Origin of the sequence: Cryobacterium psychrophilum, assembly GCF_004365915.1 — a bacterium.
GTDB classification, from domain to species: Bacteria; Actinomycetota; Actinomycetes; order Actinomycetales; family Microbacteriaceae; genus Cryobacterium; species Cryobacterium psychrophilum.
This window is the reverse complement of the sequence record NZ_SODI01000001.1, coordinates 2,515,524-2,529,997: the sequence shown is the minus strand read 5'-3', so window position 1 is coordinate 2,529,997 and position 14,474 is coordinate 2,515,524. Positions and strand designations below refer to the sequence as shown.

Genomic DNA, 14,474 nt, shown 5'->3' with positions numbered 1-14,474 from the left:
GTCGCTAATTCCTGTCGTTGATTGAGTCGTAGTAGGCGCGGGCCGCATCCCAGGTGGGCAGGAGACCGGCGGCCACCGCAGCAGAAAGGCCGGGGGCATCCGTGTCCTTGGGGGACAGCAAGAGCTCGCCGGCCTCGGGCGGGAAGACGAGTCCGACCTCTTCGTCAAGTGGGTTGATGCCGTGCTCGCGCCCGGGGCTGAAGGTGCTGTTCACGAGGTAGCTCACCGTGGCGTTGTCAGTGAGGGCCACAAAGCAGTGGCCGATTCCCTCGGAAATGTAGACGGCCCGCCGATCGGTGTCGTCGAGCAGCACGCTGTCCCACTGACCGAAGGTGGGCGAGCCCACCCGAATGTCGACGATGTAGTCGAGAACGGCGCCGTGCACGGCGGTGACGTACTTCGCCTGGCTGGGCGGGATGTCGGCGAAGTGAATGCCCCGCACGGACCCACGCTTCGACACCGACGTGTTGGCCTGCGCGAGGCTCAGCGAGTGCCCGATAGTGGCCTCAAGCTTGTCGAAGCGGTACCACTCGAGGAATATTCCCCGGTCGTCGCCGAATTGCTTCGGGGTGATTTCGTAAGAGTCTGGGATGGAGAGTTCGCGGATCTGCACGAGTGGGAGTCTACCAAGCGCTTCCGGTAGAATCGCGGGGGCCACTCAGCGAACGGAACGGTACCTCTACATGAAGATCCTCGTCACCGGCGGCGCCGGTTTCATCGGCTCCAACTTTGTCCGACGCACGATTGAAGACAAGTACCCGGGCCTCGAAGGCGCCGAGGTCGTGGTGCTGGATGCACTCACATATTCGGGCAACCTCGAGAATCTGGCTCCGGTCGCCGACTCTCCGCGCTACTCGTTCGTACACGGAGACATCCGCGACGGCGCCCTGCTCGACACCCTGTTCCCTGACATTGACGCGGTCGTGCACTTCGCCGCCGAGTCTCACGTGGACCGCTCGGTGCGCGACGCGTCCATTTTCGTGGAGACCAACGTGCTCGGCACGCAGCAGCTCCTCGACGCCGCCCTGCGCAACAACCTGAAGCGTTTTGTGCACGTCTCCACCGACGAGGTCTACGGCTCCATCGCCGAGGGTTCGTGGAACGAAGAGCGCGCCCTCGAGCCCAATTCCCCTTACTCGGCGTCGAAAGCCGGCAGCGACCTGCTCGCCCGCAGCTACCACCGCACCCACGGCCTCAACGTGTCGATCACGCGTTGCTCGAACAACTACGGCCCGTACCACTTCCCGGAGAAGGTCATCCCTCTGTTCGTTAGCAACCTGATCGACGACCTGCACGTTCCGCTCTACGGCGAGGGCAACAACATTCGCGACTGGCTGCACGTCGACGACCACACCCGCGCCATCGCCATGGTGCTCGTGAACGGCCGTGCCGGCGAGATCTACAACATCGGCGGCGGCACCGAGCTCACCAACAAGGAACTCACCCAGATGCTGCTCGACTCCACCGGCAAGGACTGGTCGTACGTCGACCGCGTCGCCGACCGTCTCGGCCACGACCTGCGCTATTCGGTAGACATCGGGAAGATCCAGGCCGAGCTGGGCTACGCGCCCGAGGTTCCCTTCGAGCAGGGCCTCGCCGACACCGTGCAGTGGTACCGCGACAACCGCAGCTGGTGGGAGCCCCTCAAGGCTCGCGCCGCTCTCGACAACTAGCCCCACCGTCAACTCCGATTTCACGGTACTTTCGAACGGGGTAGATCCAACTTTTCATTGTTTAGAGGAGCTCTATGAAGTATTTGATCACCGGCGCATCCGGCATGCTTGGCCGCGATCTGCAGGCGGCGCTGGCCGGCCACACCGTGACCGCGCTGACGCGCGAGAACCTCGATGTGACCGACCTCGACGCTGTCACAGCCGCGGTTGAGGGCCACGACGTGGTGATCAACGCGGCGGCCTACACGAAGGTGGACGACGCCGAAACGAACGAAGATGCGGCCTATGCCGTGAACGCCGTGGGTGCCAAGAACCTGGCGGTCGCGTCATCCGTTGCCGGTGTGCGTCTCGTTCAAGTGTCGACGGACTACGTGTTCAACGGCAGTGCCACCACCCCGTACGCCGAAAACACGCCGCTCGACCCGATCAGCGCGTATGGGCGCACGAAGGCCGCCGGCGAGGAGTTTGTGCTCGCCAAGAACGCGCCCGCTTCGTACATCGTGCGCACCGCCTGGCTCTACGGCCAGCACGGCCCCAACTTCGCCAAGACGATGCTGCGTCTGGCCGAGACGCACGACACGGTGAGCGTGGTGAACGACCAGTTCGGCCAGCCCACCTGGACCAGCGACCTCGCCGCACAAATCGTCTATCTGCTCGACGCGGATGCCCCGGCCGGCGTTTATCACGGCACCAACTCCGGCAAGACCACCTGGTTCGACTTCGCCCGAGCCGTCTTCGTGTCGGCCGGACTCGACCCCGCGCGCGTGCTGCCCACGGACAGCTCCGCCTTCGTGCGTCCCGCGCCCCGGCCGGCGTACTCCGTGCTCGGCCACGACGCCTGGCGCGCGGCCGGCCTCGAGCCGATGCGCCCATGGGAGGAGGCCCTCACCGAGGCCGCCGCCGAAGGAGCGTTCCGCACCGAATGATCACCCTCCGTGTTGTCGTCGATCAGATGGTCGCGCCCGTTCCCGGTAGCGTCGGCCGCTATACCGAGGAACTGACCCGCGCGCTCATCGAGACGGCACCGGCCGGGTGCGAGGTGCAGGGCATTGTCTCGTCGTCCCCCGTCGACCAGTACGAGAAGATCGAGGCCGCGCTGCCCGGCCTGGTCTCGCTCACGAAGACCACGCTCGCGCGGCGGGAACTCGCCGTGGCGTGGAGCCTGGGCGTGACAGCGTCATCCGGCTCTGGCATGATCCATGCGCCGTCGCTGCTCGCGCCGCTGCGTCGCCACGACCGGCTGAGCGACGGCACGCAGGTGGCCGTGACCATTCACGACGTGATGGCCTGGACGCATCCGGAGTCGCTCACACCCACGACGGTGGCATGGACGAAGACCATGGCGAAGCGTGCCCGCAAGTACGCCGACGCCATCGTGGTGCCGAGCCATGCCGTCGCCACCCAGCTCACCGAGATCATGGACTTCGGCGACCGCGTGCGCGTGATTGGCAGCGCGGTGGGCAGCGGACTGGTTCTTCCCTCGGGCTCACTCGTGTCCGGCCGCGTGGCCGCCTTGGGGCTTCCGTCGGCGTACATTGCAGCGACGGGAACGCTCGACCCGCGCAAGGGCATCACCGCGCTGATTACGGCGCTGGGACTCCCCGGAGCGCCGGACCTGCCGCTGGTCGTGATCGGCCCGGACTCGTGGGGCGAACTCGACATCGCGTCGGTCGCCGACGAGGCGGGGCTCGAGCCCGGCCGGGTGCGGGCAGTGTCGGGACTCAGCGATGAGGATCTCGCGATTGTCATTGCTCGCGCCGCCGTCTTCGTGTACCCGAGCCTGGAGGAGGGTTTCGCGCTGCCCATCATTGAGGCGTTCCACCTGGGGACACCCGTCGTGCACTCCGACGCCCCCGCGCTCGTCGAGGCGGCCGGCGATGCCGGGTTGGTCGTGGCGAGAGCGGATGCCGAGGGATACTCGGAGCGGTTGGCTGCGGCGTTGTCGCGGGTACTGACCGAGACCGAGCTGGAGCAGCGCCTGCGCATCTACGGCAGCGACCGCGCCAAGGCGTTCAGCTGGCGAGACTCCGCCGAACTCGTCTGGCAGCTACACGCGGACCTGTAAGCGCCCGACCACCCCGCGACCGCCCCCACCGGCTGCTACGGCGTGGGAGTGGGCACCGGGGCCAGCGCAGCGTCGATGAGAACCTTGATGGCGGCGTAGTCGGGGTTCTCGGGGTCCACCCCGTTCTCCGGGATGAGCGGGACCGCGTTGATCGGCAGGGTCTTCGTCTTCGCCGCCAGATTCACGAAGTACCCCAGCATGCCCTGCGGGACATCCGTTTTCACCACCTGTTTGCCGGCCTTCGCCACGGCCTGGAATTTCGTCAGAACGTTCGCCGGGTTCGCCTGGGCGAGCAACGCCTCCTGCATCTGCGTCTGGCGCTGCATGCGATCGTAATCGCTCGTGCCGTGCCGGGAGCGGGCAAACCACAGCGCGTGATACCCGTCCATGTGCTGCTCGCCCGGCTCGAACCAGAACAACACCTTCGTGAAGGTCTCATCGGTGTGTACCGGTACCCGGTTCTGCACGTCGATATCGATCCCGCCGAGCGCGTCGATCAGGTCGGAGAAACCCTGCATGTCAATCAGCACAAAGTACTGGATCGTCAACCCGGTGATGCCCTGCGCCGCCTCAATCGTCGCCTGGATACCGGGGCTACTCCCCTGGGCGGCGGCGTCGGGGTACAGGAATGACCGCTTCACCTCCGCTTCGGTATAAATGGAGTTGAACTGGCAGGCATCCGTGTCACAGCCGTCAATGGCACCGTATCCCTCCGGGTACAGTTCGCCGAGCGCCGACCCGGCGGAGAACGGCACGTTCTGCAGGTTGCGCGGCAGGCTGATCGTCGTCGCCTGGCCGGTCGTCGCGTCAACGCTGACCACCGAGATGCTGTCGGGGCGGAGCCCGTCGCGGTCGGCCCCGGCATCGCCACCAAGCAGCAGCACGTTGTACCGGCCGTCGATGGGCGGCTCCGTGGGCCCGGCGACGAACACCGAGGAGAGAAACCCGCTGGCGGTCATGGCGACATACGCGCCATACCCCGCTGTGCCGCTCACGAGCACCATCACGGCGGTCGTCAGCAGCGCAATAGTCGGTCGTGCTCTTGGTCCGGCGCGCACCAGCCGCACGAGTCGCAAGGTGTCGAGCGTGAGTATCAGCCACACCACGCCGTAGAACGCGAGGGCGAGGGCCGCCGCCCAGAGACCGTAGGTGTTGGTGAAAATCGTGAGAAAAATCTCCGGCCACAGCACATACACGGCCACCGTCACCGCGGCGAGCAGGGCGAAGGCGATCGTGGCACCGAGACCGAATCGGCCGAGGCGGCGATTACCGGCGAGCACCTGCACCGAGCCGGGCAGGGCCACGTTGAGTACAACGAGCCACCAGGCCCGTTTGGTCATTGTCTGTGTCGACCCGGCGTCCGGGTAACGAATAGGGTTCGTTATTTGGCTCATAGGCGCGCCTGCAAGTCGCGGTTCTTCTGCTTGGCCTGCTCGCCGAGGCCGCGAATGAACTCCTCCAGCTTGACCCGCAGCGAGTCGTCGCTCGTGGCGAGGATTTTCACCGCCAACAGCCCGGCGTTGCGCGCGCCCCCGATAGACACGGTCGCCACCGGCACGCCGGCCGGCATCTGCACAATGGAGAGCAGCGAGTCCATGCCGTCGAGCAGCCCGAGCGGCACGGGAACGCCCACAACGGGCAGCGTCGTCACGGAGGCGAGCATTCCGGGCAGGTGCGCGGCCCCACCGGCACCGGCAATGATCACGCGGAGGCCACGCTCGTGAGCGGTCTCTCCATAGGCGATCATCTCGTGTGGCGTGCGGTGCGCCGACACGACCTGAACCTCGCAGGGCACGCCGAAGTCACGCAGCACCTGCACGGCGGCACTCATCACGGTGAAGTCCGAGTCAGAGCCCATCACCACGCCCACGAGTGGGGGCGCCGAAGAGGTGGGAACAGCGGTCGCGGGCAGGTCTGACGCGGAGTTGTCTAGCACGGAGACGATCTTATGACTCAGTCCTGCAAGAACGCCGCAGTGGCGCGCGCACGGTACATGACGTCGTCGAGATCCTCGCCGCCGGTCGTCACGTGCCCCACCTTGCGACCGGGGCGGCTCGCCTTGCCGTAGTTGTGCACTTTGACCATCGGATGCGCCGCGAGGGCCTGACCGTACCGGTCGCCAAGAGTGCCGTCGGCTGGTCCCCCAAAAACGTTCACCATGACCGACCAGGTGTCCCTGGCCCTCGTCGCACCCAGCGGCAGGTCGAGCACGGCACGCAGATGCTGCTCGAACTGGCTCGTCGTTGCCCCGTCAATGGACCAGTGGCCGCTGTTATGAGGACGCATGGCCAGCTCGTTCACAAGCAAACGGTCATCCGTTGTCTCGAAGAGTTCCACAGCGAGCACGCCCGTGACACCGATGCCCTCGGCAACGGCGACGGCGATATCGGCGGCCACGTCGGCGACGCGTCCGACCGAGCTGGGGGCCGGGGCGATGACCTCGGCGCACACTCCCCCGCGTTGCACCGTCTCGACGACCGGCCAGAGCGCGGTCTCTCCGGAGGGGCGGCGCGCCACCACCTGGGCGAGCTCACGACGAAATTCCACGAGTTCTTCCACGAGCAGCGCGCCACCGTTGGCGTCTTCGGCGAGCGCGGCGAACCAGTCGTCGGCCTCGTGTTCGTGCGCCACTACGCGCACACCCTTGCCGTCGTATCCACCGCGAGCGGTCTTCACCACGGCCCGGCCGCCGTGCTCGGCGAGAAAAGCGCCGAGTTGCTCGGAGTTCTCGATCCGAGCCCAGTCAGGAACAGGGAGCCCCAGCTCGGTGAGTCGTTCCCGCATCAGCAGTTTGTCCTGCGCGTAGAGGAGGGCGTCGGGGCCCGGATGCACCGGAACTCCGCGCCGCACGAGCTCGCGCAGAATCTCCTGCGGAACGTGCTCGTGGTCGAAGGTGATCACGTCGACGGTGTCAGCAAAGGCCACCACCGTGTCAAGGTCGCGGTAGTCGCCCACGCCGGTCGCAGCCAGTGCGGCGGACATGCCCTCGTGCTCGGCGAGCACCCGCAGGTCGATCCCCAGCGCCACGGCAGCGGGAATCATCATTCGGGCCAGCTGGCCACCGCCAATCACACCAACGGTCAAAGCCATGTGTTCACCATTCCTTTGTGCAGACGCTCAGATAAACAGGTTACTTCTCAGGTTGCGCAATCGCGCTCGACATAGACTGCGAGCTGCTTGCACAGCGACTGTAATTTTACGATCGACGGACGGATGCGTGTGACAGTCTCGATCAACCGTAGCCGCCTCCTGAGTCTCACGACTCAGGTCGGTAAGTTTGGCGCGGTCGGACTCGTCGGTTTTGTCGTCGACATGAGCGTCTTCCTGCTGCTGCGCACGACCGTCTTCACACCGGAGAACATCCATGCCGGCCCGATCTACGCCAAAATTGTCTCCACCTCGTTGGCGATCATCGCCAACTGGATCGGCAACCGCTACTGGACCTTCGGCGAACACCGGCAGAGCCGCGCCCTGCGCGAAGGCCTCGAATTCCTGGCCGTGAGCCTCGCGGGCATGGGGATCGGCCTCGCCTGCCTGTGGATGAGCCACTACGTGCTCGGCTACACGAGCGTCATGGCCGACAACATCTCCTCGAACGTGATCGGTCTTGCGCTCGGATCCATCTTTCGCTTCGTGCTGTACCGCTACTGGGTGTTTTCACCCAGCCGACGCGGAGCCCTGGACGGGCTTGAGTCCGACCTGGCTGCATCGGGGCCCACTCCCCTGGAGCTCGACGCTCTGGAGCTGCACGCCGTTCGCCGCAAGGCACCCCGGACGAATTAGTCGTCGGAACCGCTGGCTACCCTCGACCCCAGCCGCTGGTCTCGGGCGCGAGTGCCCACTGTTCCTGACGACTTGTTCCGATCATGCTGCGCGATTCGTGCATGAGGTCGTGGAGCACCTGCTGCACGAGCTCAGCGTTGGGAATGTCTTTCGCCAGCAGCGGATGCTCGAGGCCGGTATTGATGCTGACCGTGCCCGACCGCCACAACGATTGCAGCCAGGTCTGGCGAACGGTCACCTCATAACCGCGGCTGTGCACGAGTTCTTGACGCGTGCGCACGAAGAAGCCCCGGCGAAAGATGATGCGCCGGGTCGTGATCGTGTAACGGTGAGTGAGCCAGAACGCGAGCGGCAGCAGCCAGCCCACCACAGCCAGCAGCACGGCGGCGACGATAAGCATGGAGTTCTGCCACGGCTCGGGCAGGTTGCCCGCGTAGTACCCCGTAGCGCCACACATGATGAAGAGCAGCACGGTGGGCCAGAAAAGCACGCGCGCGTGCGGACGCACCCGCGCCACAACGCGTTCCGGCAGTGCAGCGTGAGCGGTTATCGGTGCGGCGGCGGCGGTCTTCTTCTTGCCCATATATCTATTAATACCTCAGGTGGGTGACATCGCCGGCGGCGACAGCCTGAACTTCATCATCCGCATGGTTCTGCACCACGAGGCGACCGTCGTCATCGATCCGCTGGGCGGTTCCGATGATGTCGGTTCCTCCGGGCAGCTCCACGCGCACAGTCGAACCGAGGGTTCCGCACAGTTCGTTCACGGTGTCATGCAGGCCGCTCGCCTGCGGATCACCGTTCGCCGCGAGAAACGCACGGTACAGCGCGGTGAAATGCGTGAGGTAGCTGGCCAGCACCACGTCCATGATCGGCGGCGTGCCCGTCACCAGAAGCAGGGACGTGGAGGTGAGCGTGGGCAGGTCGTGCTCGGAGAGTGAGAGGTTGAGGCCGGTTCCGATGACCACACCGCGCGCGTCGGGCAGCAGCTCGCTCAGGACACCGGACACCTTGTAGCCGTCGATGAGCACGTCATTGGGCCATTTGAGCGCTACCTCGTGGCGGGGCGGCTGCTCCTCCGGCAAAGCGTCGGTGCCTTTCCCGTGGGCTGCGACGCCCGCGTACACACTGTCGCGCACGGCCTTGGTCATGGCCGCCCCGGCGAGCAGCGGGAACCAGCCGAGACGATGCGGCGGCAGGGCAACGCCACCAGGAAGCCGGGGACGCAGCAACACCGAGATGGCGAGCGACTTTCCTGTCGGAGCGAGCCAGGTGCGCCCCAGCCGGCCGCGGCCACGAGTCTGGTTGTCGGTGACCACCACCGAGAGGTCGGGCCAGTCGGCGGCATCCGCTCCCCCGGCGTGCTCGACCAGAACGTCGTTGGTTGACCCGGCCTCGGCGAGAAACTCGAAGCGGGCGACAACCGATTGGCTGAGCGGAAATTCCATGCGCACTCCTTAGCTTGTGGCGAGAAGAGATCAGCTGTGTGGCTTTCCGCGTCGCTAGTTCAGGATATTCTCCCGAAACCACCCGCCGGCACGTGTTTGGGGGCGCGTTTGGCGCGAAACTCCGCAATTGGCGAGCGAGGGGTCGGAACCAACCAGCGAAACCGCGGTTCTTTGTTCAGAATCGTCAACGCTCGGCTAACGGGGCTGGCCGGTAGAGTAAAACGCGTGACTGACAAGACGCCCTCACCGGGCCCCGACCTGTACACGACGGCTGGAAAGCTCGCCGACCTCAAGCATCGCTATCACGAGGCCGTGACCGCGAGTGGGGCCGCCGCCGTGGAGAAACAACACGCCAAGGGAAAGATGACGGCGAGGGAGCGCATAGACCAACTGCTCGACCACGGCTCATTTGTGGAACTCGACGAGTTTGTGCGCCACCGCACGGTGGCCTTCGGCATGGAGAAGAAGCGTCCCTACGGCGACGCGGTCGTCACCGGCACCGGAACCATCCACGGCCGCCAGGTAGCCGTGTACTCGCAGGACTTCACCATCTTCGGCGGATCGCTCGGGGAGGTGGCCGGAGAGAAGATCATCAAGGTGATGGACCTCGCCCTGAGAATCGGCGTCCCCATCGTCGGCATTCTCGACTCCGGCGGAGCGCGCATCCAGGAGGGCGTCGTGGCCCTCGGCAAGTACGGCGAGATCTTCCGCCGCAACACCGCAGCCTCGGGTGTCATCCCGCAGATTTCTATCATCTGCGGCCCCGCCGCCGGTGGCGCCGTGTATTCCCCCGCCCTCACCGACTTCGTCATCATGGTCGACAAGACCAGCCAGATGTTCGTCACCGGCCCCGACGTGATCAAAACCGTCACCGGTGAAGACGTCGGCATGGAAGAGCTCGGCGGCGCCCTCACCCACAACAAGGTTTCCGGCGTCTCGCACTACCTCGCAAGCGACGAACCCGACGCACTCGACTACGCCCGCACCTTGCTGAGCTACCTGCCCGACAACAACCTCGCCGAACTCCCCGTGTTCGACAGCGAGGTTGAGCTCGAGACGACGGATTCCGACCTCAAGCTCAATTTCATCATCCCCGATTCCCCCAACCAGCCCTACGACGTGAAAACCGTCATCGAGCACATTGTGGACAACGGGGACTTCCTCGAGACGCAGCCGCTCTTCGCCCCCAACATTGTGGTGGGCTTCGCGCGCGTGGAGGGCCGTTCGATCGGCATCGTGGCGAACCAGCCGAGCGCCATGGCCGGGACCCTGAACATCGAGGCCGGCGAGAAGGCGAGCCGGTTCGTTCGGTTCTGCGACGCCTTCTCGATCCCGATCCTCACCCTCGTCGACGTGCCCGGATTCCTCCCCGGCACCGACCAGGAGTGGACCGGCATCATCCGCCGCGGCGCCAAGCTGCTCTACGCCTATGCAGAGGCGACCGTGCCCCTCGTCACGGTCATCCTGCGCAAGGCCTATGGCGGCGCGTACATCGTGATGGGCTCCAAACAGCTCGGAGCCGACATCAATCTCGCCTGGCCCACCGCGGAAATCGCCGTCATGGGCGGACAGGGCGCCGTCAACATCCTCTACCGTGCCGAGATCAAGCAGGCCGAAGCCGACGGTGAAGACGTGGCTGCGGTGCGCACCCGCCTCGCGAACGAGTACACCTACAACGTGGCAAGCCCGTTCCTTGCCGCGGAACGTGGTGAGCTCGACGGAATAATCGAACCGGCCGCCACCCGCGTGTCCGTCACCAAGGCCCTGCGTGCCCTGCGCACCAAGCGCGCGACGCTTCCGGCCAAGAAGCACGGGAACATCCCGCTGTAGGGCGCCATGACACACACACAGTCAGCAAACGGCATGAGTTCCCGCGAACCGGCGCAGACAGCGCCGCCCGCGTCGGAGTTCGACCCGTCGGAGATCGTTTTCATCACCCAGGGCGTCACTGCCGCCGAAGCCTCGGCGGTGATCGCGCTCCTGCGCGGCCTGCTGCGTGAGGAATCGGACGAACGTCGCACCGCACCGGGTCACGGCCAGAGCGCCTGGCAGATGGACCAGCGATCCATTCGCACGCCGATCACTCCAGGACCGGGCCGCTGGCGCAGTTTTTCCGGGTGACCGGCACTGTCCCCCTAAATGCCGACTGTGCATTTCTTTTCGAAAGTACACAATAGTAATTGCTCGGTGTTGCTCAAAGAGTCACACCACCGCGTTTTCGCCGACTAGGGTATTGAGGCGAGAATGTGGGGGCGAGTACGGTGGCATTCGGGTTGCCACCTCTGCTCGGAATGTTGAAAGGGACCGGCCTCGGCTGGTCCCTTTCGCATTCCCGCACGTTTCGGTCAGGGCCGATGCAGCGCTGCGGTCGACCGGGGAATCTCCAGCCAGAGGTCGACCTCGTCGTCGGTGTCGTCTTCCCCGAAGTGCGCGTGCGTGGGATTGGGGTTGCGAAGGCCCACCACGGTGACGGCGGTGTCCGACCCATCCGCAGCGGTGCGCACGATGATCTTGTCGGCTGAGGTGCCGGCTATCGCCGCGGCGAGGCGATTGAGCACCCGCTCGAGTTCGTCGCCCCCGACGTCGTCCATGGCCCCCTCATCGAGCAGCGTCACGATGGCGCCCCTCCGACGGGCCAGCATGACTTGCTCACGCACGGCGTCGTTGAGCAGGCGTCGCCCACGAATCTCGTCGCGAATCGCCGCCTCGAGGTAGCGGCACTCCTGGCGCTGCTCCTCGTCAAGCATGCCGCCGCGCTGCACGATACGGTGCAGCATGTCGAGGGCGAGCCGGTTGGTGACCCTGAGTCGCACCTGGCGCTCGTCGAGGTGTGCCTCCTGGGCGGCCTGCCAGCGGGCGGCTTCCCTTTCGGCTCGGGAGAATTGCTGGGCATCCCGAGCCGCCTTCGCCAGGGCCCGCGACAACAGTGCCGCCGCGGCGACCCAGACAACGCTTCCGATCACGCCCATCGATCCGAGAGCCCCCGGGCCGGCCCAGAGCACCGTGTGCACCACGAGCACACCGGCCCCTATCCAGGCCAGGAGCGGCCGCTTGCGGGTGGCCGTGATCGTCAGCAGGGTGCCCACCGCTGCCACGTACCACGTGGCGTAACCATTATTGAGGGACCCATCGAGCTGACTGCCCACGACGAGCGGCAGCGCCCCACACACAGCCACGTTGAAAAGCGCGAGGCCCAGTGACATCCTCGTCGGGCTCGTCGGCCACAGGCTCGCAATACTCGCCACGCCATACAGCATCATCGCCGCGATAATGGGCGCCGCAGACCGCGGCACGTTGATCGAATAAATCCCGAGCAGAATGTGATAGCCGGAGAAGAGGGCGGCCAGCCCGAGGATGAGCGGGCGAGAATGGCTCATCATGAGGCGTCTCCCGATACCGCTGGCTGCGCCGGGTCGTTTTGCACGGCAGGCGGAGGTGGGTCGTCCTGCAGACCGAGTGACGGGAAACCCGCGGCCGCTTCAACCTCAATGGGCAGCTGCTCTGCGGGGCGCGGCCAGCTCAGTGTGATGATCGTGCCCTGGCCGACATTCGTGCGCACGCACACGAATCCGCCAACGCTCGCTACCCGCTCCTGAATCGAGACGCGCAGCCCGAGCCGTTCCTCCGGCACGAGGCTGGCGTCAAAGCCCACGCCCGAATCGGCGATCTCGACGCGACACCCGTCTGCCGCCGACGCGGTGAGGGCGAGGGCCCGTGACACGCGGGACTCCGTTCCGCCAGCGTGCTGCACACTGTTGACCATGGCCTGCAGTGCGGCAGCGAACAGGGCCTCACTGACCTGCTCCGGCAAGGTGAACCTGGGTTCGCTGCGGTCGACGAACGAAAACGGGACAGGGGACGCCGCAACCTCATGCCGCAGGCGCTCGCAGAGGCGGGCGAACGGGACGAGCGCCTCGTCGTCGGGCCGTGCCGTGCTGGCTTCCAGCAGACGGGCGACGGCGTTCGCGGCCATCGTGGCTGCCAGTTCTGCACCCTTGTCGGTGCGCGCGCCAGCGGCCGACAGAAGCGTCGCGAGCACGCTGTCGTGAACGATCGAGTCCACCTCGACGCGCTCAACCTCGGTGGCGTGCTGGCGTACCGAGTACAGGTATTGCGTGAGGGCGTTGCTCTGGGCCAGATCGACATTGCTCGACGCGGTGCGCAGCATGGTGATGATGATGAGCACCACCTGCCCGAGCAGCACGGCGTAGAGCACATCGAGCGACGCGAGTAAAAGGTCGGCTCCGCCCCCGGAGGGGTGCATGCGCACGACGCCGTACGCGACCGGTGCGACGACCGTATAGATGGCGGCCCAGCGCAGGCGGAAGCCGATCGCGGCGCACGACGTGGCGACCGTGCAGAGATACCAGAGCCATGGTTTGTCGCTCACGTCCACCGGAACATGCCCGATCGCCACTGGCCAGACTGCGATCGCGATCAGGTAGAACACCGCGACGATGCTCGTACTGACGCGCACCCAGACCTTGCACACGGTCGCCACGACCACGAACGCGATCGCGAGGCCAAGGGCTATCGCCATCGCCGCCGCGCCCACAGCCTGATGTTCGTCGTACTGCTGCAGCACCGTCGGCATGCTCTGTAGCGCGAAGATCACGGAGATCCCGGCCACGGAGCGGGAGAGCACGGTTTCGATCTGGGCCCGGCTCAGCGGGTTACGGGGACGTGATCCCTCCCCGAGCAGGTTCTCGCTCGCCGCATTCGTCTGGCGTGGGCGCAGTGTGACCAGGCTGGGGCGGGCGTCGGCCGCCGTGCGTTTAGACACGGCCGTCAGCCGCGTCGGTATCGAGTCCGGGCAGAATGCCATCTTCGACCGCGCGGCGCAGGAGATCAACCTTCGTGGGAGCCGGGCGGCCGACCTCCACGTATTTCACCCGAATGCGGTCGAGGTATTCCCTGGCGGTCGAGTGAGCGATGCCGAGCTGCAGCGCAACCATCTTCAAGGGAAGCCCCGAGGCGTAGAGGTGCAGCACGTCGCGTTCACGGCGGCCGAGCTGAGCCTTGGCAAAGTCCCGGTCAGCATCGATCGCCGTTGCCCACTCAAGGTTGTTGAGCACGTCGCCATGCGCCACAGCGGCCACAGCAGCCATCACTGTGGCCGTGGGCGAGGACTTGGGGATGACTCCGGCAGCCCCGGCCGCGAGCGCCTCCCTCACGGACGCGACGCGGTCGGCGATGCTGTGCACGAGCACGGCGGAACCGGTGCTCTGGGCGAGCTTCACGTTGTCGGTCACGACCGAGCCATCACCGAGGGCGAGGTCGAGCACGATCACGTCGCACACGCGGCCGGCGAGCCCCGTCACCAGGTCGCGCACGGTTGCCGCGGTGAAAATCACGGTGTATCCGGAGTTCTCGCAGGCCCCCTTGAGGCCCAGTTGAACCGATTCATGGTCGTCCACGATGGCGACACGAATCTGCTTCTGATCGGATGCCGGTGTCTCGGTTGCTTCCTGCGTCACGGTTTCTGCTTTCCTGGGTCTGAATTCA

15 protein-coding genes are annotated in these 14,474 nt (G+C 65.8%); 6 read left to right on the top strand and 9 right to left on the bottom strand.

Translation table 11 applies throughout. The annotated features are described in order from the left end of the window. Window positions 1-4 precede the first annotated feature (4 nt). Window positions 5-613 (bottom strand): dTDP-4-dehydrorhamnose 3,5-epimerase family protein, encoded by a 609-nt coding sequence (locus EDD25_RS11865; protein ID WP_134173454.1) that lies wholly within the window; start codon window positions 611-613, stop codon window positions 5-7. A 70-nt stretch (window positions 614-683) separates the two neighbouring features. On the opposite strand from EDD25_RS11865, the gene rfbB reads away from it, so the two are divergent. The 3 genes from rfbB (at window position 684) to EDD25_RS11850 (ending at window position 3,738) form a co-directional block, all read left to right on the top strand. Then, the gene (rfbB, locus tag EDD25_RS11860; RefSeq protein WP_134173453.1) at window positions 684-1,673 is read left to right on the top strand and encodes a dTDP-glucose 4,6-dehydratase; all 990 of its coding nucleotides are present in this window, start codon (window positions 684-686) and stop codon (window positions 1,671-1,673) included. Between the two features lie 74 nt (window positions 1,674-1,747). Next, a complete protein-coding gene (gene rfbD / locus EDD25_RS11855) occupies window positions 1,748-2,599 on the top strand; it encodes a dTDP-4-dehydrorhamnose reductase (protein ID WP_134173452.1) in 852 nt (283 codons plus the stop codon). Beyond that, window positions 2,596-3,738 (top strand): glycosyltransferase family 4 protein, encoded by a 1,143-nt coding sequence (locus EDD25_RS11850; RefSeq protein ID WP_134173451.1) that lies wholly within the window; start codon window positions 2,596-2,598, stop codon window positions 3,736-3,738. The genes rfbD and EDD25_RS11850 overlap by 4 nt, the downstream gene beginning before the upstream one ends. A 35-nt stretch (window positions 3,739-3,773) precedes the next feature. Here EDD25_RS11850 and EDD25_RS11845 read toward each other — a convergent pair whose 3' ends face one another. The 3 genes from EDD25_RS11845 to EDD25_RS11835 form a co-directional block, all read right to left on the bottom strand. Then, on the bottom strand, window positions 3,774-5,078 hold the full coding sequence (locus tag EDD25_RS11845; protein ID WP_134173450.1) for an LCP family protein: 1,305 nt from the start codon (window positions 5,076-5,078) through the stop codon (window positions 3,774-3,776). Window positions 5,079-5,128: 50 nt separating this feature from the next. Then, complete coding sequence (purE, locus tag EDD25_RS11840) at window positions 5,129-5,596, bottom strand: 5-(carboxyamino)imidazole ribonucleotide mutase (RefSeq protein WP_134175426.1); 468 nt, start codon at window positions 5,594-5,596, stop codon at window positions 5,129-5,131. Between the two features lie 95 nt (window positions 5,597-5,691). Next, window positions 5,692-6,828 (bottom strand): 5-(carboxyamino)imidazole ribonucleotide synthase, encoded by a 1,137-nt coding sequence (locus EDD25_RS11835; RefSeq protein WP_134173449.1) that lies wholly within the window; start codon window positions 6,826-6,828, stop codon window positions 5,692-5,694. Between the two features lie 129 nt (window positions 6,829-6,957). Here EDD25_RS11835 and EDD25_RS11830 point away from each other — a divergent pair, with 129 nt between their 5' ends. Continuing rightward, complete coding sequence (locus EDD25_RS11830; RefSeq protein WP_241986470.1) at window positions 6,958-7,521, top strand: GtrA family protein; 564 nt, start codon at window positions 6,958-6,960, stop codon at window positions 7,519-7,521. Between the two features lie 16 nt (window positions 7,522-7,537). Here the strand turns inward: EDD25_RS11830 and EDD25_RS11825 are convergent, their stop codons facing one another. After that, entirely contained in the window at window positions 7,538-8,104 is a 567-nt protein-coding gene (locus EDD25_RS11825) for a PH domain-containing protein (protein ID WP_241986468.1), read from the bottom strand. Between the two features lie 7 nt (window positions 8,105-8,111). Beyond that, the gene (locus tag EDD25_RS11820) at window positions 8,112-8,969 is read right to left on the bottom strand and encodes a biotin--[acetyl-CoA-carboxylase] ligase (RefSeq protein WP_134173447.1); all 858 of its coding nucleotides are present in this window, start codon (window positions 8,967-8,969) and stop codon (window positions 8,112-8,114) included. A 225-nt stretch (window positions 8,970-9,194) separates the two neighbouring features. Between EDD25_RS11820 and EDD25_RS11815 the strand changes: the two genes are divergently transcribed. Together EDD25_RS11815 and EDD25_RS11810 are read left to right on the top strand one after the other, a co-directional pair. Next, on the top strand, window positions 9,195-10,799 hold the full coding sequence (locus EDD25_RS11815) for an acyl-CoA carboxylase subunit beta (protein ID WP_134173446.1): 1,605 nt from the start codon (window positions 9,195-9,197) through the stop codon (window positions 10,797-10,799). A 6-nt stretch (window positions 10,800-10,805) separates the two neighbouring features. Then, window positions 10,806-11,090, top strand: a complete 285-nt coding sequence (locus EDD25_RS11810; RefSeq protein WP_134173445.1) for a hypothetical protein — start codon at window positions 10,806-10,808, stop codon at window positions 11,088-11,090. Between the two features lie 224 nt (window positions 11,091-11,314). Here the strand turns inward: EDD25_RS11810 and EDD25_RS11805 are convergent, their stop codons facing one another. From EDD25_RS11805 to EDD25_RS11795, 3 genes are read right to left on the bottom strand one after another with little or no spacing between them, the layout of a single operon-like run. Further along, the gene (locus EDD25_RS11805; protein ID WP_134173444.1) at window positions 11,315-12,349 is read right to left on the bottom strand and encodes a hypothetical protein; all 1,035 of its coding nucleotides are present in this window, start codon (window positions 12,347-12,349) and stop codon (window positions 11,315-11,317) included. After that, the gene (locus EDD25_RS11800; protein ID WP_134173443.1) at window positions 12,346-13,752 is read right to left on the bottom strand and encodes a sensor histidine kinase; all 1,407 of its coding nucleotides are present in this window, start codon (window positions 13,750-13,752) and stop codon (window positions 12,346-12,348) included. The genes EDD25_RS11805 and EDD25_RS11800 overlap by 4 nt, the downstream gene beginning before the upstream one ends. After that, entirely contained in the window at window positions 13,745-14,446 is a 702-nt protein-coding gene (locus tag EDD25_RS11795; protein WP_134173442.1) for a response regulator transcription factor, read from the bottom strand. The genes EDD25_RS11800 and EDD25_RS11795 overlap by 8 nt, the downstream gene beginning before the upstream one ends. Window positions 14,447-14,474: the final 28 nt, after the last annotated feature.

What these genes read in the sequence shown, in the direction of transcription:
- rfbB (WP_134173453.1), top strand. Translation starts at nt 684, where the DNA reads ATGAAGATCCTCGTCACCGGCGGCGCCGGTTTCATCGGCTCCAACTTT.
- rfbD (WP_134173452.1), top strand. Translation starts at nt 1,748, where the DNA reads ATGAAGTATTTGATCACCGGCGCATCCGGCATGCTTGGCCGCGATCTG.
- EDD25_RS11850 (WP_134173451.1), top strand. Translation starts at nt 2,596, where the DNA reads ATGATCACCCTCCGTGTTGTCGTCGATCAGATGGTCGCGCCCGTTCCC.
- EDD25_RS11845 (WP_134173450.1), bottom strand. Translation starts at nt 5,078, where the DNA reads ATGACCAAACGGGCCTGGTGGCTCGTTGTACTCAACGTGGCCCTGCCC.
- purE (WP_134175426.1), bottom strand. Translation starts at nt 5,596, where the DNA reads ATGGGCTCTGACTCGGACTTCACCGTGATGAGTGCCGCCGTGCAGGTG.
- EDD25_RS11835 (WP_134173449.1), bottom strand. Translation starts at nt 6,828, where the DNA reads ATGGCTTTGACCGTTGGTGTGATTGGCGGTGGCCAGCTGGCCCGAATG.
- EDD25_RS11825 (WP_241986468.1), bottom strand. Translation starts at nt 8,104, where the DNA reads ATGGGCAAGAAGAAGACCGCCGCCGCCGCACCGATAACCGCTCACGCT.
- EDD25_RS11820 (WP_134173447.1), bottom strand. Translation starts at nt 8,969, where the DNA reads ATGGAATTTCCGCTCAGCCAATCGGTTGTCGCCCGCTTCGAGTTTCTC.
- EDD25_RS11810 (WP_134173445.1), top strand. Translation starts at nt 10,806, where the DNA reads ATGACACACACACAGTCAGCAAACGGCATGAGTTCCCGCGAACCGGCG.
- EDD25_RS11805 (WP_134173444.1), bottom strand. Translation starts at nt 12,349, where the DNA reads ATGATGAGCCATTCTCGCCCGCTCATCCTCGGGCTGGCCGCCCTCTTC.